The organism is Nocardioides sp. Z22_16, assembly GCF_058134365.1.
Genome location: NZ_JBYTTI010000003.1, coordinates 662,652 through 683,238, shown reverse-complemented (window position 1 = coordinate 683,238; position 20,587 = coordinate 662,652). Strand labels below are relative to the sequence as shown.

At 72.8% G+C, this 20,587-nt stretch carries 15 protein-coding genes; 5 read left to right on the top strand and 10 right to left on the bottom strand.

Going from position 1 to position 20,587, the window contains the following annotated elements; genetic code table 11:
• Positions 1-30: 30 nt before the first annotated feature.
• The gene (locus AC3X7R_RS11685; protein ID WP_489965819.1) at positions 31-1,197 is read right to left on the bottom strand and encodes an ROK family transcriptional regulator; all 1,167 of its coding nucleotides are present in this window, start codon (positions 1,195-1,197) and stop codon (positions 31-33) included.
• Between the two features lie 216 nt (positions 1,198-1,413).
• Between AC3X7R_RS11685 and AC3X7R_RS11680 the strand changes: the two genes are divergently transcribed.
• Complete coding sequence (locus AC3X7R_RS11680) at positions 1,414-2,355, top strand: TauD/TfdA dioxygenase family protein (protein WP_489965818.1); 942 nt, start codon at positions 1,414-1,416, stop codon at positions 2,353-2,355.
• Positions 2,356-2,435: 80 nt separating this feature from the next.
• On the opposite strand, the gene AC3X7R_RS11675 is transcribed toward AC3X7R_RS11680, so the two are convergent.
• Genes AC3X7R_RS11675 through AC3X7R_RS11660 form a run of 4 tightly spaced genes read right to left on the bottom strand, consistent with a single transcriptional unit; the run spans position 2,436 to position 6,210 of the window.
• Positions 2,436-4,007, bottom strand: coding sequence for an alpha/beta hydrolase (locus tag AC3X7R_RS11675; RefSeq protein WP_489965817.1), 1,572 nt, complete (start codon positions 4,005-4,007; stop codon positions 2,436-2,438).
• Positions 4,004-5,176 (bottom strand): DNA polymerase III subunit delta', encoded by a 1,173-nt coding sequence (locus AC3X7R_RS11670; protein ID WP_489965816.1) that lies wholly within the window; start codon positions 5,174-5,176, stop codon positions 4,004-4,006. Before AC3X7R_RS11670 ends, AC3X7R_RS11675 begins: the two co-directional genes overlap by 4 nt.
• Complete coding sequence (tmk, locus tag AC3X7R_RS11665; RefSeq protein WP_489965815.1) at positions 5,173-5,847, bottom strand: dTMP kinase; 675 nt, start codon at positions 5,845-5,847, stop codon at positions 5,173-5,175. The genes AC3X7R_RS11670 and tmk overlap by 4 nt, the downstream gene beginning before the upstream one ends.
• A 30-nt stretch (positions 5,848-5,877) precedes the next feature.
• Positions 5,878-6,210 carry a hypothetical protein gene (locus tag AC3X7R_RS11660; protein WP_489965814.1) on the bottom strand — a complete coding sequence of 111 codons (333 nt, stop codon included), beginning with the start codon at positions 6,208-6,210 and terminating at the stop codon, positions 5,878-5,880.
• Between the two features lie 120 nt (positions 6,211-6,330).
• Between AC3X7R_RS11660 and AC3X7R_RS11655 the strand changes: the two genes are divergently transcribed.
• Entirely contained in the window at positions 6,331-6,954 is a 624-nt protein-coding gene (locus tag AC3X7R_RS11655; RefSeq protein ID WP_489965813.1) for a class I SAM-dependent methyltransferase, read from the top strand.
• On the opposite strand, the gene AC3X7R_RS11650 is transcribed toward AC3X7R_RS11655, so the two are convergent.
• The gene (locus AC3X7R_RS11650) at positions 6,924-7,625 is read right to left on the bottom strand and encodes a hypothetical protein (protein WP_489965812.1); all 702 of its coding nucleotides are present in this window, start codon (positions 7,623-7,625) and stop codon (positions 6,924-6,926) included. The two genes, AC3X7R_RS11655 and AC3X7R_RS11650, sit on opposite strands and share 31 nt — an antisense overlap.
• A gap of 168 nt (positions 7,626-7,793) precedes the next feature.
• Here AC3X7R_RS11650 and AC3X7R_RS11645 point away from each other — a divergent pair, with 168 nt between their 5' ends.
• A complete protein-coding gene (locus AC3X7R_RS11645) occupies positions 7,794-10,331 on the top strand; it encodes a fibronectin type III domain-containing protein (RefSeq protein WP_489965811.1) in 2,538 nt (845 codons plus the stop codon).
• Positions 10,328-11,083, top strand: coding sequence for a hypothetical protein (locus AC3X7R_RS11640; protein ID WP_489965810.1), 756 nt, complete (start codon positions 10,328-10,330; stop codon positions 11,081-11,083). Before AC3X7R_RS11645 ends, AC3X7R_RS11640 begins: the two co-directional genes overlap by 4 nt.
• A gap of 15 nt (positions 11,084-11,098) precedes the next feature.
• On the opposite strand, the gene topA is transcribed toward AC3X7R_RS11640, so the two are convergent.
• Entirely contained in the window at positions 11,099-13,819 is a 2,721-nt protein-coding gene (topA, locus tag AC3X7R_RS11635) for a type I DNA topoisomerase (RefSeq protein WP_489965809.1), read from the bottom strand.
• Positions 13,820-14,017: 198 nt separating this feature from the next.
• On the opposite strand from topA, the gene AC3X7R_RS11630 reads away from it, so the two are divergent.
• The gene (locus tag AC3X7R_RS11630; RefSeq protein WP_489965808.1) at positions 14,018-15,784 is read left to right on the top strand and encodes a carboxypeptidase-like regulatory domain-containing protein; all 1,767 of its coding nucleotides are present in this window, start codon (positions 14,018-14,020) and stop codon (positions 15,782-15,784) included.
• Positions 15,785-15,851: 67 nt separating this feature from the next.
• Here AC3X7R_RS11630 and AC3X7R_RS11625 read toward each other — a convergent pair whose 3' ends face one another.
• From AC3X7R_RS11625 to AC3X7R_RS11615, 3 genes are all read right to left on the bottom strand, one after another.
• Entirely contained in the window at positions 15,852-17,342 is a 1,491-nt protein-coding gene (locus AC3X7R_RS11625) for a DUF7059 domain-containing protein (protein WP_489965807.1), read from the bottom strand.
• Between the two features lie 99 nt (positions 17,343-17,441).
• Positions 17,442-17,984 (bottom strand): hypothetical protein, encoded by a 543-nt coding sequence (locus tag AC3X7R_RS11620; RefSeq protein ID WP_489965806.1) that lies wholly within the window; start codon positions 17,982-17,984, stop codon positions 17,442-17,444.
• A 112-nt stretch (positions 17,985-18,096) separates the two neighbouring features.
• Entirely contained in the window at positions 18,097-20,424 is a 2,328-nt protein-coding gene (locus tag AC3X7R_RS11615; protein ID WP_489965805.1) for a sodium-translocating pyrophosphatase, read from the bottom strand.
• Positions 20,425-20,587: the final 163 nt, after the last annotated feature.

Below are 20,587 nucleotides of genomic sequence, written 5' to 3'. Positions count from 1 at the left end.
CGGGATGGAGCGGAGCGAGCGGCCAGGCGCTCAGGCGGACGTCGGGCGGGTCTTGGTCCTGGGTCCGGCGGGCAGCACCGCGAACGGGTCGTCGTAGACCGGCGCGAGCGCGATCGTGCAGGCGGCGAGGGCCTGGATGCCGGCGCCGAAGCGGGTGAAGGAGAGATCGAGCGGCGGCAGGGTGGTCGTCGCGTCGAAGGCGGCCACCACCTCGTCGAGGACGCCGGGGAAGTCGGTGAACGCCTGGCCGACGAGGATCATCCGGTCCGGGTCGACCATGTCGCGGACCAGGGCCGCGGTCTCGCCCAGGAGCCTGGCCCGGGCGGAGAGCAGCGCGCGGACGGCGGGGACCCCGTCGGCGGCCGCGTAGACCCGCGCGATCAGCGGCTCGTCGACCAGCCCGTCCCGGTGGGCGGCCACGGCGAGCACGTGGTCGCTGACGCTGGCCTCCAGGCAGCCGGTCCGTCCGCACGAGCAGGGTGCGCCGGAGCTGGTCGGGAAGTGGGTCAGGCGCGCGGCGCGCGAGACCTCGGTCTGGCCGCCCTTGTCCAGGGCCACGGCGACGCCGGTGGTGTTGCGGGCGTAGAAGTAGGTGGTGATCCCTTGGGTGCCGTGGCGGCGGTGGATGAACTCCGCGGCGGCCACGGCGGCGATGTGCTCGCTGGTGGTCACCTGCAGGCCCAGCGCCTCGCCCAGCGCCGCCCCGGTCGCCCGCTCGCCCAGGCCCACCGCCTGCCAGGGGGCCACCACTCCCGCGACCAGTGGGCGGCGGCCCGGGTGGGCCCGGAGCATCTCGACCAGCTCGTGCCCGATCCAGTCGAGATCGAGCGGGTCGGTGGGCAGCTTCTCCTTCGTGCGACTCACCACCACCTGCCCGGACGGGTCCCCCAGGGCCACGGTGAGGAGCCGGGCGCCGACGTGCACGCCGACGGCCACGTAGACCGCGCGGTCGATCTCCACCGGGGTGCTCGGCCGCCCGATCGACCCGGCCTGCACCTTGTCGGGTCGCTCGCGGAGCAGGCCACCCTCGACCAGGGCGCTGACCGTGCGGGCCACGGTGCGGCCACTCAGGCCCGTCGGGCCGGCCAGCTCCTCGCGCGTCGCACGGCCCCGGCCCCTGACCTGCTCGAGCACGCGGCCCGCGGCCGAGCCGAAGCGGCCGCGGGTGACCACGATGGTCGGGGACTGTGGGGACATCTGCACTCCTGGAGCGGGCGAAGGAGCCCGGGATCAAAGTCGAGTAAGTTGATTGAGAATGACAGACAGTGGCCTCGATCGGCCGTCGTCTCAACCCCGACACGCAGTTAGGGCCACGGTGTCGCGAACCGTTGAGAGCGGCTTCCCCGCACCGGATCGTGGGGGTCTTCCCGGCCGTCACCCGACGCCGGTCGACCCACGCACGGAGGACTTCCCATGACCATCAGCCTCGACCGACGCCACGAGACCGCCCTCGCGGTCCAGCAGCTCGGCGGCAACATCGGTGCCCGCATCGACGGCGTCCGGCTCGGCGCCGACCTCGGCGACGACACGATCCGCCAGATCCGTGCCGCCCTCCTCACCCACAAGGTCGTCTTCTTCCGCGGTCAGGACCACCTCGACGACGAGGGGCACATCGCCTTCGCCGAGCAGCTCGGCAGCCTGACCACCGCGCACCCGACGGTCAACACCGGCAGCGCGCGGATCTTCACCCTCACCGCCAACAAGGGCATGGCCGCCAACAGCTGGCACACCGACGTGACCTTCGTCGACCGCATCCCGGCGATCAGCATCCTGCGCGGCGTCACCATCCCGGAGTACGGCGGCAACACGGTGTGGGCCAACACGGCCGTGGCCTACGAGTCGCTGCCGGCCTCGCTGCGCGCCCTGGTCGACAACCTGTGGGCCCTGCACAGCAACGACTACGACTACGCCCACTCCGCGGAGTCCCCCGAGTCGGTCGAGGAGTCGCACAAGTCCTTCACCCGCAGCCAGTTCGCCTCGACCACCTTCGAGACCGAGCACCCGGTGGTGCGGGTCCACCCCGAGACCGGCGAGCGCACCCTGCTGCTGGGCCACTTCGTGAAGAAGTTCGTCGGCCTCAACCAGAAGGAGTCCGCGATCCTCTTCAACCTGCTCCAGGACCGCGTCACCAAGCTCGAGAACACCATCCGGTGGAGCTGGCAGCCCGGTGACGTGGCGATGTGGGACAACCGCGCCACCCAGCACTACGCGGTGGCCGACTTCGACACCCAGCCTCGCGAGGTGCGCCGGATCACCGTCGCGGGCGACATCCCGGTCGGGATCGACGGCCGTTCCAGCATCCCGCTGAAGGGCGACGCCGCGTCGTTCTCCGACATCGGTGCGCTGGTGAGCTGACGTCACGCACGTCGCTCACCACCTCGCTCAGCCGGCCGGGTTCCCCACGGACCCGGCCGGCTGAGCCGCGTCAGGGCGGCTCAGCAGGCGACGTCGCCGTCGGGGACCACGCCGTCGATCAGGTAGGACTCGATCGTCTCGTCGACGCAGGAGTTGCCCGCGTTGTAGGCGGTGTGGCCGTCGCCGTCGCGGGTCAGCAGGATCCCCGACTCCAGCTGGTCGGCGAGCGCCTCGGCCCACTCGTACGGCGTGGCCGGGTCGCGGGTGGTGCCGGTGACCAGGATCGGCGGAGCGCCCGAGCCGTCGACCTCGAGCTCCTCCGCGGGCTCGCCCTCGAACCCGACGCACCCGACCAGGCCCCAGGCGAAGACCCGGCCGAAGGTGGGCGACGCCTCCTCGAAGGCGGCGTACTCCTCGGGGATCTTCGAGACCGGGACCGAGGACGGGTCGTCGAGGCAGTTGATCGCGTAGATCGCCTCCGAGGAGTTGTCCAGGTAGCCGTCCGGCCCGCGGGAGGCGTAGAGGTCGGCCAGCTCCAGCAGTTGGGTGCCGTCGCCGTTCATCGCCTGCTGCAGCGCCCGGGTCAGGAGCACCCAGTAGTCGCGGTTGTAGAGCGGGGCGACGATGCCGTAGAAGGCGTTGCCGACCCGCAGCTCGCGGTCACCGGCGGGCAGCGGCTTCTCGTCCACCTCCTCGAGGAGCCTCTTGATCGCGGCCAGCCCCTCCTGCACCGTGTCGCCCAGGAAGCAGTCCCCGCTGTCGACGCAGTCCTGCACGTAGGCCCTGAGCGCGGTCTCGAAGCCCCGGGCCTGGCCCAGGCTCGACTCCCGGCTGTCCAGGGAGATGTCGACGGCGCCGTCGAGCACGAAGTGGCCCACCCGGTCGGGGAAGAGCTCGGCGTAGGTGGCTCCCAGCTTGGTGCCGTAGGAGGCGCCGAAGTAGTCGAGCCTCTCCTCCCCCAGGGTGGCCCGGAGGACGTCCATGTCCTTGGCCGCCTCCACGGTGGAGACGTGGTTGGCCAGGTCGCCGCTCTTCTCGGCGCAGCCGCGGCCGAACCGCTCGGTCCACTCCATCAGCTCCGCCGACTCGGCGGGGGTGTCCGGGTCGGGGTCGGCGGCCAGGTAGTCGTCGAGCTCGGCGTCGGTCAGGCAGTCCACCGGGTTGCTGCGGCCCGTCCCGCGGGGGTCGAAGCCGACGATGTCGAAGTGGTCCAGCAGCGGCGCCCGGAAGACCAGCGAGGCCTGGGCGGCGTACTGGGTGCCGGGGGCGCCCGGTCCACCGGGGTTGACCACCAGCGACCCGACCCGCCGGTCGGGCGCGTCGGCGAGCACCTTGAGCAGCGCGAGGTCGAGCTGCTTGCCGTCGGGCTCGTCGTAGTCCTGCGGCACCTTGAGCCAGCCGCACTCGTAGCCCTGCCCGCAGCCGGACCAGTCGACCTGCTGGGAGTAGAAGGGCTGGAGGTCCTCCTCGGGCGCCTTCGTGGCGTCCTCCGACGGCGCGCCTCCGGTCTTGAGGGGACGCTCGGGGACCCGGGTCGTCTGGGTGTCGTCGCGCCCGGACCCCCCGTCGTCGTCCAGGAGCAGCGCGGCTCCGACCGCGACCGCTCCGAGCACCAGCACGAGCGCCAACAGCGCCGCCACCACACGCTTCACCGACCGGCCCCACCTTCCAGCCGCAGCGCGACCATCATCGACTCGAGCGCCATCACGGGCGGCACGTTGAACTCCAGCATCTGCTCGCGGGCGACGAAGATCGCCTCGATCCGGCGCAGGTTGTCCTCCGGGGTCGACTTGCGCGCCAGGGTGGCGACGTCGGCCCGGATCTCCTCGTTGACCAGGCTGCCCGGGGCGCCCAGCTTGAGCGCGATCGCGTCCCGGTAGACCGAGACCAGGTCCATCAGCCCGCGGTCGACCACGTCGAGGAGCCGACGCTTGGCGCGGGTCTTCTGCCCCTTCTCCAGGTCGCGCAGGGCGGGGGCGTACTCCCGCGGGCGCTTGCCGCGGCCCTCCACGCCGTAGGAGCGGTCCAGCTCGGCCTTCTCGCGCGCGTCCAGCGCGGCGGTCTGGGACTCCGCCTCCGCCTTGGCCACCTCCAGCAGGTTGGAGGCGGCGTTCATGCACGAGCCCAGGGAGGTCAGGCGGGCCGGGAGCCGCACCACCTCCGCGCGGCGGTTGCGGGTCTCCTCGTCGCGGGCCAGTGCCCGAGCCCGGCCGATGTGACCCTGGCTGGCGCGGGCGGCGTGCGCGGCCAGCGGCTCACCGACACCCTCGGTGCGGACCAGGAAGTCGGCCACGTCGGCGGCCACCGGGGTGGTGAGCGTGACCAGGCGGCAGCGGGACCTGATGGTCACCAGCACGTCCTCGGCCGAGGGGGCGCAGAGCAGCCACACGGTGCGCGCCGTCGGCTCCTCGATCGCCTTGAGCAGCGCGTTGCACGCCTGGTCGGTGAGCCGGTCGGCGTCCTCGACGATCATCACCTGCCACCGGCTGCCGTTGGGGGCGAGCGCCGACTTGCGGACCAGGTCGCGCACCTCGTCGACCCCGATGGAGAGCTTCTCGGTGCGGACCAGGGTGACGTCGGCGTGGGTCTTCCCCAGCACCGTGCGACAGGCGTGGCAGTCGCCGCAGCCGGCCCGCTCGCACTGCAGGGCCGCCGCGAAGGCCATCGCCGCGTTGGAGCGGCCCGAGCCGGGCGGGCCGGTGAAGAGCCAGGCGTGGGTCATCCCGTCGCCGCGGGCGGCGCGGCTCAGGGTGCCGATGACGTGGCGCTGCCCGACGAGGGTGTCCCAGACGCCTGCGGCGGGCAGCCGGGTGGCGGTCACTCGGCCACCGCCGGGTCGGGCGCCGTGACCGGGGCCAGCAGCGGTGCGAGCCTGCTCCGGACGGCGGCGGCGATCTCCTCGACCGGGGCGCGCGCGTCCAGGACGAGGTAGCGGGCGGGATCCTCGGCCGCCATCGCGAGGAACGCCTCGCGCACCCGCTGGTGGAACTCCAGTGACTCCCCCTCGATCCGGTCGCGCTCGGTGAAGCGCTCCAGGCCCGCCGCGGGCTCGAGGTCGAGGACCACGGTCAGGTGCGGGCGCAGCCCGCCGGTGGCCCAGCGCATCACCGGCGCCACCTCGGCGGCGCTCAGCGCCCGCCCGGCGCCTTGGTAGGCGAGCGCGGAGTCGACGTAGCGGTCGGTGATCACGACCTCGCCCCGCGCGAGGGCGGGGAGGACGACGGTGTCGACGTGCTCGGCCTTGTCGGCGGCGTACAGCAGTGCCTCGGTGCGGTCCGAGAGCTCCCCGGTGGCCGGGTCGAGGACGATCCGCCGCAGCCGCTGCCCGACCGCGGTGTCGCCGGGCTCGAAGGTGAGGACGACGGTGTGGCCCTGACCCTCGAGCCACTCCTTGAGCGCCCGCGACTGGGTCGACTTGCCGGCGCCCTCGCCGCCCTCGAAGCAGACGAAGAGACCGGTGCCGGCACAGACGGGCGGGACGGGCGCACTCACGTGCCCCACCCTACGGGGGGCGGCAGACAGTCAGCGGCGGCGCTCGCACGACCGCAGCCGCTCCCCCGCGAGGCAGCGGTCCCCGCCCATCAGGACGTCGTCCCCGCCCCCGCCGAAGGCGCGCACCCGGAACCCGTCCACGTTCTTCACCCCGAAGAGCTCGGCCGCGCGCCCCCCGCGGAAGATGACCTTGCCGGGGGCGTCGTTGCCGTTGACCGTGAACTCCTCGACGGCGCGCAGGCTCGCCCACCGGGCGCCGTCGATCCGGTCCAGCCCGTCGGTCCCGACGATCACGTCGTCGCCCGGCGTGGTGGCGGAGAGCAGGAGGGCCAGACCGGGCACGGCCCTGGAGGGGAGGCGCATGGGTGCTCCTTGCGGACGAGGTGCTTCTCGCGAGGATCTCGATGACAAGGAGGGAGACGCGGCCACCGAAGAAAGTTGTCACCCCTTCTGGCCGGGGTCCGCCGAGACTAGCCTGGGGCGATGGGCTGGTGGACCGACCACGTGGTGCCGCGGCTGACGGACGCCACCTTGGCGGCGCCGGAGATCGGCGAGCTGCGGGCGCAGGTGTGCGCGCCGCTGACCGGGCGGGTCCTGGAGATCGGGTTCGGCTCCGGCCTCAACCTGCCGCACCTGCCGGCCGCGGTGACCTCGGTCGACGCCGTGGAGCCCTCGGACCTGGGGTGGTCGCGCTCGTCGGCCCGGCGGGCGGCCGCCGCCGTCCCGGTGGAGCGGATCGGCCTGGACGGGCAGCACCTCGACGCCCCCGACGGCTCGTACGACGCCGCGGTGGTGACCTTCGCGCTCTGCACCATCCCCGAGCCGGGCGCGGCCCTGGCGGAGGTGCGTCGGGTGCTGCGACCGGGCGGCACGGTCGCCTTCCTCGAGCACGGGCTCTCCCCCGACGAGGGGGTGGCGCAGTGGCAGCGGCGGCTCGACGGCGTGCAGGGCAGGCTCTGCGGCGGCTGCCGCCTCACCCACGACGTGCCGGCGCTGCTCGCGGCCGCCGGCCTCGAGCTCGTCCGGCTGGACCAGCGCTACCTGGTCGCGGGCCCCGCGGCCGCCCGCCCCTGGGGCTACGGCTTCCTGGGCGCCGCGCGGAGCTGAGCGGCTGCCGCGGCCAGGTCGTGCTCGTCCGCGACCGGCTCGCGCTCCGGCGGCACGGTCCGGCGGGCCGCGGCGATGGCGGTCTCCAGGAGCCCGCGCAGGCGCGGGTCGCTGTCGGGGTGCTCGCCCCGGACGCCGCGCACCGCCGCGCGCACCAGGGTGGGCGCGACCCGCTTGTGGAACACCTTCTCCGAGACGGGCCGGCCCTGGCTGAAGCGCCTGGCCCAGCCTGCCTCACCGGGCACCCCGCGCAGCACCAGGTCGATCTCGTCGCGGCTGATGCCACGACCCGGGGCGGGATCGCCGATCGTCTCCAGCACCCGCTGCACCGAGAGCAGCCCCGCGGCGAGCGCCCGCTGCACCGACTGCGAGGAGTGGGGCAGGGCGTAGATCGCGACCGCGGCGGCGATCTCCACCTCCGCCCGGAGTCCGCCGCCCCGCAGGCCCACCACCGACGGCACCATCACCGCGAGCGCGGACCGCTCCGAGTCGGTGGTGTTGTCGTTGACCAGGCGGGCGAGCTCGGCCAGCAGCGGATCGGTGCACGTGGGATGGTCGCTCCACCGCTCACCGGCGAGGTAGGACGCCATCTCCATGAAGCACGCGCCCGACCTCGGCGTTCGGTGCCGTCCGCGGGACAGGATCGGGAAGCTCTCAGGTGTCTGCGACATGCTCATGGGCGTTCCTCCTTCCCCCAGCGTGCGCCTGATCCGGCAGCGGATCAAGGGGGTCTCGCGCGTTCGTGGGGGGAGACGGCCGTGCGGGTGTCGGCCGGCTGCGCTTGACTGGGCCGGGCACGTGACCGCGACGGGTCCGCGCCACGAGAACCGGGGGACGAGATGACAGCGACGTCGACGAGGCGCCGAGGCGGCTGGCGCGGGCCGGTGGCCGGCCTGGCCACCCTGCTCACGGCAGCCGCGCTCGCCGTCCCGGCGGTGGCCCTGCAGGACGCCGGGCAGTCTGCCGGGCAGACCGCCCAGCAGGCCGCGGCCGTGCCCGCGCCGCTGGTCGACGCCGAGACCACCTGGCGCTACCTGGCCGACGACACCGACCCGGGCACCCCCACCGACCCGCGGGCGTGGACCAGGGCGGGCTTCGACGACAGCGCCTGGCGCTCGGGCCGGGGCGGCTTCGGCGGCAAGCGGTCCAGCGGCACCGGCGAGTCACCGACCTACGCCCCCGGCATGGTCGCCCGGACACACCTGCCGGCCCGCCCCGACGGGTTGGCTCAGAACGTGCGGACGTACTTCTTCCGCACCACCTTCGAGGTGACCGCCGAGCACCTCGCCGCCGGCGGGGAGCTGGTGGGCGACGCCTACGTCGACGACGCCGCGCTCGTCTTCCTCAACGGTGCCGAGGTGGTGCGCCACCTCGTCGAGCCGACGACGCCCAACCTCTCCTACGACGAGGGGGTCGGTGGCGACCTCGACTTCACCATCCCCGTCTCCGCGCTACAGCTGGGGACCAACACGCTGGCGGTCGCCGTCCACCAGGGTCGCGCCGAGAGCTCGGACATCTGGTGGTCCCTGGACAGCCTCGCCCTCCCCGCCACCCCGGTCATCGTGCCCGACGGCCCGGGCCCCACCCGGGTGGCACTCACCCCCACCGAGGAGCCGGAGAGCTCGCAGAGCATCACCTGGCTCGCCACCGAGCCCGGGGAGACCGACGGCCGGATCCAGCTCGCGCCCACCTCCGGCGGCGCGGTCCGCACGCTCGCCGGCACCTCGCAGGGCAGGGCGCTCAACCAGACCCGGCCGCACTTCTCGGCCACCGTGACGGGGCTGCTCCCCGGCACCGAGTACCGCTACCGGGTGGGCAACGACGCCGCCGGCTGGACGGAGTGGGCGACCTTCACGACCGCGGACCCCACGGAGACCGACTTCGACTACCTCTACTACGGGGACGCCCAGCTCGGCCTGGACACCACGTGGCCCCGGGTGGTCGCCATGGCGGAGCGGACCGCGCCCGAGGCGATCGGCTCCGTGCACGCCGGCGACCTGACCGACAGCGCCGCCTCCGACGCCCAGTGGGAGGCCTGGTTCCGCGGGATGCGCCACTCCGCCGCGACCACCAACCTCTTCGCCGCGCCGGGCAACCACGAGTACGCCGGCGACAAGCTGCTCCAGTCGTGGAAGGCCCACTTCGAGTACCCGGCCAACCACCCCGGCACCGGCACCATCGGCGACCTCGCGCTCCGCGCGGCCGGCGACAGCGACGTCGCCCGTCAGCACCGCGCCTACTTCGCGCACTGGTCGAGCCTCGCGCGCGAGACCGTCTACTTCGTCGACTACCAGGGCGTCCGGTTCGTCACCGTCAACGCCACCCGCGACCCCGTCTTCCTCACCCCGCCGTCGGTGCCGGCCTGCACCGGAGACGCCTGCCCGTCGGCGCGGGTCGCCGAGCTCTGGACCGAGTACCAGGCCGCCTGGCTCGACCACGTGCTGACGACGAGCGAGTCGAAGTGGCACGTGGTCACCTTCCACCAGCCGGTCTACTCGGCCAGCGCCGGTCGCGACGAGCCGCTGCTGCGCCGGCTCTGGGTGCCGGTGCTCCAGCGGCACGACGTCGACCTGGTCCAGATGGGCCACGACCACAGCTATGCCCGCGGCTACAACAACGAGGACCGCACCGCCGAGCCGGGAGTCACCGACGGCCCGGTCTACGTGGTCAGCAACTCCGGGGCTCGGCACTACAACCTGGAGACCGACGCGGGGAACGTCTGGACCAACAACGGCGCCACCCAGGTGGTGCGTGGGGCGAGGATCACGACCTACCAGGTCGTCTCGGTCTCAAAGGACGCGCTCGTCTACCGGTCCTACCTCGCCGAGACGACCGCCGGGGCCTACCTCCAGCCGGCCCGGAGGCTGGACGTCGGCGCGGTGATCGACGAGTTCACGATCCACAAGACCGACGACGGCCGCAAGCGGGTCGTCGAGACCGGCACCCCGGTGCTCCAGGACCCGCCCGGCCAGGACCCGCCCAGCCAGGAGCCGACACCCGCGGACGCCGCCCCGCAGCCGATCACTCCGCCGGCCACGCCGGGCCCCGCGGCGCAGGGCCCGGGGTTGGCCGGCAAGCAGCAGGCCCGGGTCCGCGTCGTCCGCGCGCGGCTCCGCGTCGGCCGCAAGGGGGTCGCCTGGCTGCGCGCCTCGACCGCCGGCACGGCCCGGGTCACCCTGGTGCTCGGCGGCAGGAAGGTCCACCGCACCGTCCGGGTCGCCGCGACCGGGCGCACCAAGGTCTCCCTGGGCAAGGTCAGGGCCCGGCTCGTGCGCCGGAGCGGGAGCACGGCCCGGCTGCTCGTCGTCCTCACTCCGCACGACACGGGCTCCTCCCTGCGGGCCCGCACGGTCGAGAAGGTCCAGGTGCGCAGGTGAGCAGGCGGGTCGCGATGCTCGCGGCGCTCCTCGCGGCGCTCGTGCTCACCGGCGCGGCGCCGGGTGCCGGGCCGCCGCACGCCCCGGCCCCGGCCCCGGCCCCGGCCCCGGACGGCGGGTACCCGTGGCACACGGGGATCGTCGCGACGACGTTCTGGGTCGGGGAGGTCTTCGACCCGGACGCCGAGGACGGCAGCCAGATGATCTCCACCTACGACGACGACTGGTACGAGAGCTACGGCGGCTGCGACGGGCGGATCCGCGACGGGGTCTGCACCACGGAGCGACGCTTCTGGCGCGACGGCTGGTTCCCGCGGCACATGACCCCGAGGCAGAACCCCTTCTACCTCGACCTGCCCTACGACGACCTCAACGACCCGATCGGTCACCGGCGTCGCGGGGAGGTCATCCCCTGGGCGAGCCGACCGCGCTACGCCGCGCTCGTCGACGACGACCAGGTCAGCCTGATGAAGAACCGCTGGGTGCAGATCACCTCGCGCGGCCGCACCTGCTACGGGCAGATCCAGGACGCCGGCCCGGGGAAGTACCACGACGCGCGCTACGTCTTCGGGCACGACGACGCCCGCCCGGCCTCGAAGCGCTACAACAACGCCGGCATGGACGTCTCCCCCGCCCTCAACGGCTGCCTCGGCTTCCGCTCGCTCAACGGCGACCGGGACCGCGTCGACTGGCGCTTCGTCGAGGCGCGCCACGTCCCACGAGGGCCGTGGCGCCGGATCGTCACCCGCTGAGCGGGCGCCGCCGGGTCAGGACTTCTTCGCGGTCGCCTTCTTGGCGGTGGCCTTCTTCGCCGCCGTCTTCTTGGCGGCGGCCTTCTTGGCCGGCGCCTTCTTCGCGGCCTTCTTGGCGCCCTTCTTCGCGCCCTTCTTGGCCGGGCCCTTGGCGCGCCGCTCCTCCAGCAGCTCGGCGGCCCGCTCGAGGGTGATCTCCTCGACCGTGTCGTCCTTGCGCAGGGTGGCGTTGTACTCGCCGTCGGTCACGTACTCACCGAACCGGCCGGCCTTGACCACGATCGGCTGGCCCGAGACGGGGTCGTTGCCCAGCTCCTTGAGCGGCGCGGTCGCGGCGCCCCGGCCCCGGGCCTTGGGCTGGGCGTAGATCGCCAGCGCCTCGTCCAGGGTGATGGTGAGCAGCTTCTCCTCCGAGTCGATGGTCCTCGAGTCGGTGCCCTTCTTCAGGTAGGGCCCGTAGCGGCCGTTCTGGGCGGTGATCTCCACGCCGTCGGCGTCGACCCCCACCACCCGCGGCAGCGAGAGCAGCTGGACGGCCTGGTCGAGCGTGACGGTGTCGAGGTTCATCGACTTGAAGAGCGAGCCGGTCCGCGGCTTCGCGCTCTTGGGAGCGTCCTCCGGGAGGAGCTCGGTGACGTAGGGGCCGTAGCGGCCGTTCTTCGCCACCACCTTGAGGCCGGTCTCGGGGTGCACACCGAGCTCGACCTCCTCGCCGGCGGGGTTGGCGAGCAGCTCCTTGGCCTTGGCCAGGGTGAGCTCGTCGGGCGGCAGGTCGTCGGGCACGTTGGCCCGCTTGGCCGGGGTGGTGCCGTCGTCGTCGGGGCCGGGGACCTCCTCGATGTAGGGCCCGTAGCGACCCACCCGCAGGTGGATGCCCGACTCCTCCCCGCCCACCGGGAACGTCGCCAGCTCCCGGGCGTCGATGTCACCGAGCCCGGTGACCAGCGGGTGGAGACCGGCGACCTTGTCGGAGCCGTAGTAGAACTCGCCGAGCTCGGTGACCCGGTCGCGGCGCCCGGCCGCGATCTCGTCGAGGGCGTCCTCCATGTCGGCGGTGAACTCGTAGGAGATGTGGCGGGGGAAGTGCTCCTCCATCAGCCGGACCACCGAGAAGGCGATCCAGGCGGGCACCAGCGCGGTGCCCTTCTTGTAGACGTAGCCGCGGTTCTGGATGGTCCCCAGGATCGAGGCGTAGGTGGAGGGGCGGCCGATCTCTCGGTCCTCCAGCTCCTTGATCAGGGTGGCCTCGGTGTAGCGGGCCGGCGGCTTCGTCTCGTGCCCGGCGGCGGAGACCGACGCGGCGCTCACCGCGGCGCCCTGCACCAGCTCAGGGAGGCGGGTCTCCTGGTCGTCGCGCTGCTTGGAGCTGTCGTCCAGGCCCTCGACGTAGGCCTTGAGGAAGCCGTGGAAGGTGATCACCCGGCCGGAGGCGCCGAAGACCACGTCGCGGCCGTCCGAGGCGGTGCCGCCGAGGCGGACCGAGACCGACTGCCCGACCGCGTCCTTCATCTGCGAGGCGACGGTGCGCATCCAGATCAGCTCGTAGAGCCGGAACTGGTCACCCTTGAGGCCCGTCTGGGCGGGGGTGCGGAAGCTGTCGCCGGCCGGGCGGATCGCCTCGTGCGCCTCCTGGGCGTTCTTGACCTTGGAGGCGTAGGTGCGCGGGGAGTCCGGCAGGTACTCCGCGCCGTACAGCTCGCGGACCTGGTCGCGCGCCGCCCCGACCGCCGCGCTGGAGAGCGTGGTGGAGTCGGTACGCATGTAGGTGATGAAGCCGTTCTCGTAGAGACGCTGGGCGACCGACATGGCCACCGAGGCGCTCATCCCGAGCTTGCGCCCGGCCTCCTGCTGCATCGTGGTGGTGCGGAAGGGGGCGTACGGCGAGCGCTTGTAGGGCTTGGACTCGACCGAGCGGACCTCGTAGGAGGTGTCGTAGAGCGCCTCGACGAGACCCTCCGCCGCCTTGCGGTCCAGGTGGGTGACGGCGTCGGGCGACTTGAGCTCCCCGGACTGGGTGAAGTCGGAGCCCCGGGCCACCCGCTTGCCGTCGACCGAGTGGAGCTTGGCCGGGAACATCCGCGGGTCGGCGTTCGCGCCGCCGTCGAAGGTGCCCTCGAGGTCCCAGTAGGAGGCGACGCGGAACTTCATCCGCTCGCGCTCCTTGTCGACCACCAGGCGGGTGGCCACCGACTGCACCCGGCCGGCGGAGAGGCCGGACATGACCTTCTTCCACAGCACCGGGGAGACCTCGTAGCCGTAGAGGCGGTCGAGGATCCGGCGGGCCTCCTGGGCCTCGACGAGGTCCATGTCGATCTCGCGCGGGTTCTCGGCGGCCGCCAGGATCGCGGGCTTGGTGATCTCGTGGAAGACCATCCGGCGCACCGGGATGCCCTTCGGCTTCAGCTCGTCGAGGAGGTGCCAGGCGATCGCCTCGCCCTCGCGGTCCTCATCGGTGGCGAGGAAGAGCTCGTCGGCGTCCTTGAGCAGCTTCTTGAGCTTGGTGATGTGGCTCTTCTTGTCCCGGGGGACGACGTAGTAGGGCTCGAAGCCGTGCTCCACGTCGACGCCGAGCCGACCCCACGGCTTGTCCTTGATCTTCGCCGGGGTGTCGGCGGCGCTCTGGGGCAGGTCGCGGATGTGGCCGATGGACGACTCGACCACATAACCCTTGCCCAGGTACCCACCGATCTTCTGGGCCTTGGTGGGGGACTCCACGATGACCAGCTTGTGCGCCACTTCTCTGTTTCCTTGCTCGAGGGGCCGCACGTGGGGCTCACGTGGGGCTCACGGCCGACACGGTAGCGCGACACGTCGTCAACGACCCCCACGCCGTCCCCAACGAGAGCTCCGCGACACCGCCCCGGCGTCCCCGATTTGGGGGTAATCGGCGCTCATCTGCCCCCAACGAGCCGCTGTTCTGCCTAGGGTGCGCCGGTGAGCCACGTGTCACCGCAGTCCGGTCCTTCCGGCAGGAGCGCCCTCCTCGGGGTCGTCCTCGCCCTCCTCGCCGCACTCTTCGTCCCGCAGGTCGCCCAGGCCGCGGCGGACCCCGAGTGGGGCACCCTCACCGGGCAGGTGACCGCCGCAGGCGGCGAGACCGGCTCGGTCGACGGTGTCGCCCGCTCCGCCCAGGGCGACTACCGCTTCGACACCGAGCCCGACGGCAGGTGGGAGGTCGAGGTCACCGCGGGTGGTCCCTACACCCTCATCTTCGGCGAGGAGAGCGAGAGCTTCGCGACCCAGACCCTCGCCACGACCTTCACCGTGGGGGTCGACCAGGTGGTCACCGTGCCGACGGTGACCCTGGTGCGGTACGGCACCGGCACCGTCACCGGGAAGGTGCACACCGAGGACGGGCCCGCCCTCGCCGACGCCGAGGTCGAGCTGGTGCGCCTCTTCGGCGCCGCCGCGCCCTACGACGGCTACGAGGTCGTTGCCCAGGCGACCACGGACGCGCTGGGGGGCTACCGGTTCGAGGGCGTGAAGGTCGGCGCCGGCCTCACCTACACGATCGGGGCCTCGGCGGCGGGCCACCGCAGCGCCTACCTCGGCGGCACCCGGGACCCGCTCGACAGCCTCCCGCTCGCCTCCGGCCCCTCCGTGACCGCGCCCACGCTGGAGCTCCGCTCCGCTCCCCACGTGCGCGGCGTGGTCCGCGCCCCCAGCCCCACCGGCGCCCCCGTGCCGCTGGACCGGGTCGACGTCGAGCTCCACCGCTGGGACCCGGCCCTCAAGGAGTTCGTGCTGGTCGGCACCGACCGCTCCCGCAACGGCGGGCGCTACGCCGTGGAGCTCAGCGCACCCGGGCCGCACGCACTCCGCTTCAGCACCTGGGAGGTCGCCGACCAGGCGGACTCCGGCTGGCTCGGCGGCGCGGCGCCGACCTCCCCCGACTCCCCCGGCGTCTTCACCGTCGCGTCCCCCCTCGCCGAGATCACGAGGAACCACGACCTGCTCGCTCCACTGACGGCCACCGGCACCCTGCTGGCCGCCGACGGGACCGCCCGCGCCGGCGTCACGGTCGTCCTCCACGCGTGGGACGGCGCCTTCTACTCCCCTACCGGCGCGACGGCGACCACCGGCGCCGACGGCTCCTTCCGGATCCGGGTGCCCCGGGCGACCACGGTGACCCTCGAGTTCGCGGAGGCCGGTCGGGCCACGCTCTTCCTCGGCGGTGGCAGCGAGCTTCCCGAGACCGACCAGGGGCCCCACAGCCTCGCGGTGGGCCAGGAGCCGGTCGCCCTGGGTCGGCTGGTGGCCGGGGTGCCCACGGCGACTCCGATGCCCACGCCCATGCCCACGCCCGTGCCCGTGCCCACGCCGCGGCCCACGCCTACGCCTACGCCTACGCCCACCGCCACGGTCCCCGCGGTCCCGGCGGCGCCGGTGCCGTCCGCGCCGGCCCTCGCGTCGTCCCAGGTGCGGCTCAAGGTCAACCAGAAGAAGTCGACCCGGAAGAAGCTCGCCGTCGTCGTCACCGTCAAGGTGACCGGGGGCGGGTCGACGGCCGGCGCGGTCCAGGTGAAGGCCGGGAAGAAGGTCCTCGCGAGGACCACGCTCAAGGCCGGGACCCGGAGGATCGTCCTCACGATCAAGGCCGCGAAGCTCAAGAGGCTCACGGGCCGGACCAGGCTGCAGGCGCTCTTCGCCGGCAACCCGCTGACCGTCGGCTCGGTCTCGAGGCCGGTGAAGCTCTCCTGACCCGGGAGCGACCCCACAGCTGGGTCCCGCGCAGCCATCGGGGAGGGTGGCCGCGCGGGACCCGTCCTCAGCGGGCCTCCTCCAGGAAGCCCTCGGCGACCAGCTCGGCGACGGCGGGGAGGTGGGTCGTCCGCACCTCCCCGGGCTCCGACCCCAGCAGCGCGGCGACGGCGTCGAGGATCTGCCCGACCTCGAGCTCGCCGTCGCAGGCACCGACCAGGGCGGCCTCCACGGTGTCGACCCGGCGGGCGCGACGCAGCCCCCGCTGCTGGCGCAGCACGATCGTCTCGGGGTCCTCGGCACCCGGCTGTCCGTGCGTCTCCTGCACCACGTCGGCCGGGGCGACCAGGCGCAGTCCGCTCAGGTCCGGGGTGCGGTGGAGCAGGTCGCGGGCGCGCGCCCAGCGGGCGGTGGCGGGCGCGATGGGCTGTTCCACCTCGTAGGGCCACTCCACCAGCTCACGTGCCGCACCACCGGTCGGGCCGCCCTGGCGCAGGTTGATCCAGCCGAAGCCCACGCCCTCGACCTGCTGCTCGTCGAACCAGCTGAGCCAGGTGTCGTAGCGGCGCACGTAGTCGGGACCCCCGTGGTGGCCGGCGTCCTTCAACCACAGCTCGACGTAGGCCGCCGGGTCCAGCACCTCCCGCTGCACGATCAGGGCGTCGGTGCCCTCGGGGACCCACTCCTCGAGGCGCTCCGACCACGGGCGGTCCCGCGCGATCACCCAGTTGGCGAGCACCTGGCACCAGCCGCCGTCGTTGAGCAGGCTCGGGGCGTTCCGGACGATGTGCTCGACCACCCGGTCGCCGGGCAGGCCGGAGTCGCGGTAGACCAGCCGCTCGCCCGTCGCCGGCGAGATCACGAACGGCGGGTTGGTGGCGATCAGGTCGAAGGTCTCACCCGCGACCGGATCGAAGAAGGAGCCGTCGCGCACGTCGACGCCGTCCACGTCGTTGAGCGCCATGTTGAACCGCGTCATCCACAGGGCACGCGCGTTGACGTCGGTGGCCACCACCCGCTCGCTGTGCGCGGCGAGGTGGAGGGCCTGCACGCCGCAGCCGGTGCCGAGGTCGAGCGAGCGACCGACGGGCTCCCGCAAGGTCATCTGCGCCAGCGAGGTCGAGGCCGGGCTGATGCCCAGCACGTGGTCGGCACCCACCCGGGTCTGGCTGCCGTCCAGGCCGGGGGTGAGGTCGCTGACCACCCACAGGTCGGGCAGGTCGGGGTCGTCGGTGGCGTAGGGGCGCACGTCGAGGCGGGCCGCCACCTCGCCCACCGACTGCTCCACCAGTCCCTGGGCGGAGAGCCGGTCCAGCAGCCCCGGCAGCGCCCGCTCGGCCTGCTCGACGCTGACCGGGACCTGCAGCAGGAAGAGCCGGGTCAGCGTCTCCAGGGGCGAGCCGCCCCCGGTGGCCCGGACCCCCGGCGTGGTCTCGTTGCGGCCCAGGGCGGCCAGCGCCTGCGGACCGAGGAGCTCGGCGACCGCGTCGTAGGTGAAGTCGGCGGCGAGGACCCGGGAGCGGAGCTCCCGGGCGAGGACGGTGAGCGGGTCGGACATGGCGGTCATCCTCGCAGAGCCCCGGGACGAGGCTGGTGTCCGCGGCAGGGGCTCACCCCGCCCCCCGGCTGCCGGGGATCTCCTTGCGGTGGGAGGTGGTCAGCCGGCGGCGGGGCTCTCGGTGCCGGTGGAGACGCACGCCATCAGCGCGTTGAGCATGTCGCCGTTCGCCGTCGCGGCATCCTGGCCCTCGGACATGGAGGTCACGAAGAAGCCGCGGAGCACGTCCTCGCTGAGGGCGTCCTTGACGCACTGCTTGGACTCCTCCGGCACCGTGGTGTCGGCGTCCATCTGGGTCAGGAAGGTGTCGCGCAGGTCCACGCCACAGCCCTCGAAGTTGTCGTAGATCTCCTCGGCCTCGCCCTCGGTGATCTCGACGGACTTGAACTCGAGGTTCTCGGACTCCGCCGCGAACTCGCTCGGGCTGCCCGCCTGCTTCACCCGGTCGAGCCCGACGACGTCGATGAACCCCTCGCTGAAGCAGCGTGCCTCCTCGCCGTCCATCGGCGAGGAGTTCCCGGCCATCTCGGTGGCGAGGGCGTCGACGTACGCCGACTCGTCGCCCTCCTCACCGTCGCCGCCACACGCGGTGAGCAGCAACGGGACGAGAGCGGCGAGGACGAGCGGGGTGAGACGACGCATGCGAGGACTGCCCTTCGATGAGGGCGCAACGCTGCGCGCCCGACTGCGGGTGACGTGAACTGCGGCGACTATAGGGGAGCCGCGCGCCGGGTGACATCGCTCCGATTGATGATCACACGCTCGGGCCGATGTTGGGTTGGGTGCGCTTGTGGGGGGCCAACGAGGAGGACCCCGAGTCGTCCCCGTCGTCACTGATCGCCACCTGGCGCTGCTTGGAGACCCAGACCGCGCCGACGATGATCGCCACGGCGACCACGGCGATCGCGATCCGCAGCACGTCGTTCTGGTCGTCGCCCACGCTGAGCGACACCACCGCGCTGGCGATCAGCAGCGAGACCAGGTTCATCACCTTGATCAGCGGGTTGATCGCCGGGCCAGCGGTGTCCTTGAAGGGGTCGCCGACGGTGTCGCCGATCACCGTCGCGGCGTGCGCGTCGGAGCCCTTGCCGCCGTGGTGGCCGTCCTCGACCAGCTTCTTGGCGTTGTCCCAGGCGCCGCCCGCGTTGGCCAGGAAGACCGCCATCAGGGTCCCCGCACCGATGGCACCGGCCAGGAAGCCGGCCAGGGCGGTGACCCCGAGGCCGAAGCCGACCGCCACCGGTGCCAGGACCGCCAGCAGGCCCGGCGCGACGAGCTCACGCAGCGAGTCCCTGGTGACGATGTCGACGACCTTGCCGTACTCGGGCCGGGTCGTCCCCTCCATGATCCCGGGGATGTCGCGGAACTGGCGGCGCACCTCGAAGACCACCGCGCCGGCGGCCCGGCCGACGGCGCTGATGGCCAGGCCGGAGAAGAGGAAGACCACGGCCGCACCCAGGAGCACGCCCACCAGGACCGCCGGGTTGAAGACCTCGAACCGCAGCACCTCGTCGGAGCCGGAGTCGGCCAGCGCCTCGAAGACCGAGGTCGCGTAGGAGCCGAAGAGTGCCGTGGCCGCGAGCACCGCCGTGGCGATCGCGATCCCCTTGGTGATGGCCTTGGTGGTGTTGCCGACGGCGTCGAGCTCGGTGAGGATCTGGGCGCCCTCCTCGCTGACGTCGCCCGACATCTCCGCGATGCCCTGGGCGTTGTCGGAGACGGGGCCGAAGGTGTCCATCGCCACGATCACCCCGACCGTGGTGAGCAGACCGCACCCGGCCAGGGCGACGGCGAAGAGCGAGACGGTCAGCGCGGTGCCGCCCAGCAGGTAGGCACCGAAGACGGCGCCGCTGATGACCAGCGTGGTGTAGACCGCCGACTCGAAGCCCACCGAGAGACCGGAGAGGATCACGGTCGCGGCACCGGTGAGCGAGGTCTTGCCGACGTCCTTGACCGGGCGGTGCTCGGTGCCGGTGTAGTAGCCGGTGAGGGCCAGGATGCCGGCCGACATCACGATGCCGATGACGACGGCGGCCGAGGCGATGAGCCGCGGGTCGCCCTCGAACAGCGCGTAGCCGGGACCGAACTCCGCGAAGCTCCCGGGCAGGTAGAGGTAGGAGAGGATCACCGAGGCGACGGCGCCGACCGCGGAGGAGACGTAGAAGGCCCGGTTGATCGTGGTCAGCCCGTTCTCCTGCGCGCGCGGCCTGGTGATGAAGACCCCCAGGACGGCGGTCAGGACGCCGATGGCCGGGATGAGCAGCGGGTAGACCAGGCCCTTGTCGCCGAAGGCCTGGGACCCGAGGATCAGCGCGGCGACCAGCGTCACGGCGTACGACTCGAAGAGGTCGGCCGCCATGCCGGCGCAGTCGCCCACGTTGTCGCCCACGTTGTCGGCGATGGTGGCGGCGTTGCGCGGGTCGTCCTCGGGGATCCCCTGCTCGACCTTGCCGACCAGGTCGGCCCCGACGTCGGCGGCCTTGGTGAAGATGCCGCCGCCGACGCGCATGAACATCGCGAGCAGGGCGGCCCCGAAGCCGAAGCCCTCCAGCACGTGGGGGGCCTCGTCGCGGAAGATCAGCACCACGGCGCTCGCGCCCAGGAGGCCGAGGCCCACCGTGGCCATGCCCACGAAGGCACCGGTGCGGAAGCCGATCCGCATCGCGGGCTCCCGGCCCTCGTTCTCGGCGGCGGCGGCCACCCGGACGTTGGCGCGGACCGCCAGGGACATGCCCAGGTAGCCGATCGCGGCGGAGAAGCCTGCTCCCAGCAGGAAGAAGATCGAGCGCCCGATCCGGACCGCCATGTCGTCGGCCGGCAGCGCCAGCAGCACGAAGAAGGCGATGGCCGCGAAGACGGCGAGGGTGCGGAACTGCCGTGCGAGGTAGGCGTTGGCGCCCTCCTGCACGGCCTGGGCGATGGTCTTCATGTTGCCGGTGCCATCGGGTGCGGCCATCACCTGGGAGCGGAAGACCGCTGCCATCGCGAGCGCGCCGAGCGCGATCACGAGGACGACGACGACCAGGGTGAGGTTGCCCCCCGAGAGCTCCGGCTCCACGACGGCGGGAAGGATTCCGAGCATGTAGCGGCCTCCTGGAGTGCGGATGAGTCCAACCGAGCCGGAGTCTACGCAGATGTGACCGCCATCACGCCACCCTCGATCTCCGCGAACCACATGGCAGGACGCAATTTGACCGCGCGCCGACGCAGCAGGGGCCCGTACGCCGATGGCGTACGGGCCCCTG

What these genes read in the sequence shown, in the direction of transcription:
- AC3X7R_RS11680 (WP_489965818.1), top strand. Translation starts at nt 1,414, where the DNA reads ATGACCATCAGCCTCGACCGACGCCACGAGACCGCCCTCGCGGTCCAG.
- AC3X7R_RS11645 (WP_489965811.1), top strand. Translation starts at nt 7,794, where the DNA reads ATGACAGCGACGTCGACGAGGCGCCGAGGCGGCTGGCGCGGGCCGGTG.
- AC3X7R_RS11660 (WP_489965814.1), bottom strand. Translation starts at nt 6,210, where the DNA reads ATGCGCCTCCCCTCCAGGGCCGTGCCCGGTCTGGCCCTCCTGCTCTCC.
- AC3X7R_RS11620 (WP_489965806.1), bottom strand. Translation starts at nt 17,984, where the DNA reads ATGCGTCGTCTCACCCCGCTCGTCCTCGCCGCTCTCGTCCCGTTGCTG.
- AC3X7R_RS11625 (WP_489965807.1), bottom strand. Translation starts at nt 17,342, where the DNA reads ATGTCCGACCCGCTCACCGTCCTCGCCCGGGAGCTCCGCTCCCGGGTC.
- AC3X7R_RS11615 (WP_489965805.1), bottom strand. Translation starts at nt 20,424, where the DNA reads ATGCTCGGAATCCTTCCCGCCGTCGTGGAGCCGGAGCTCTCGGGGGGC.
- AC3X7R_RS11650 (WP_489965812.1), bottom strand. Translation starts at nt 7,625, where the DNA reads ATGTCGCAGACACCTGAGAGCTTCCCGATCCTGTCCCGCGGACGGCAC.
- AC3X7R_RS11685 (WP_489965819.1), bottom strand. Translation starts at nt 1,197, where the DNA reads ATGTCCCCACAGTCCCCGACCATCGTGGTCACCCGCGGCCGCTTCGGC.
- AC3X7R_RS11655 (WP_489965813.1), top strand. Translation starts at nt 6,331, where the DNA reads ATGGGCTGGTGGACCGACCACGTGGTGCCGCGGCTGACGGACGCCACC.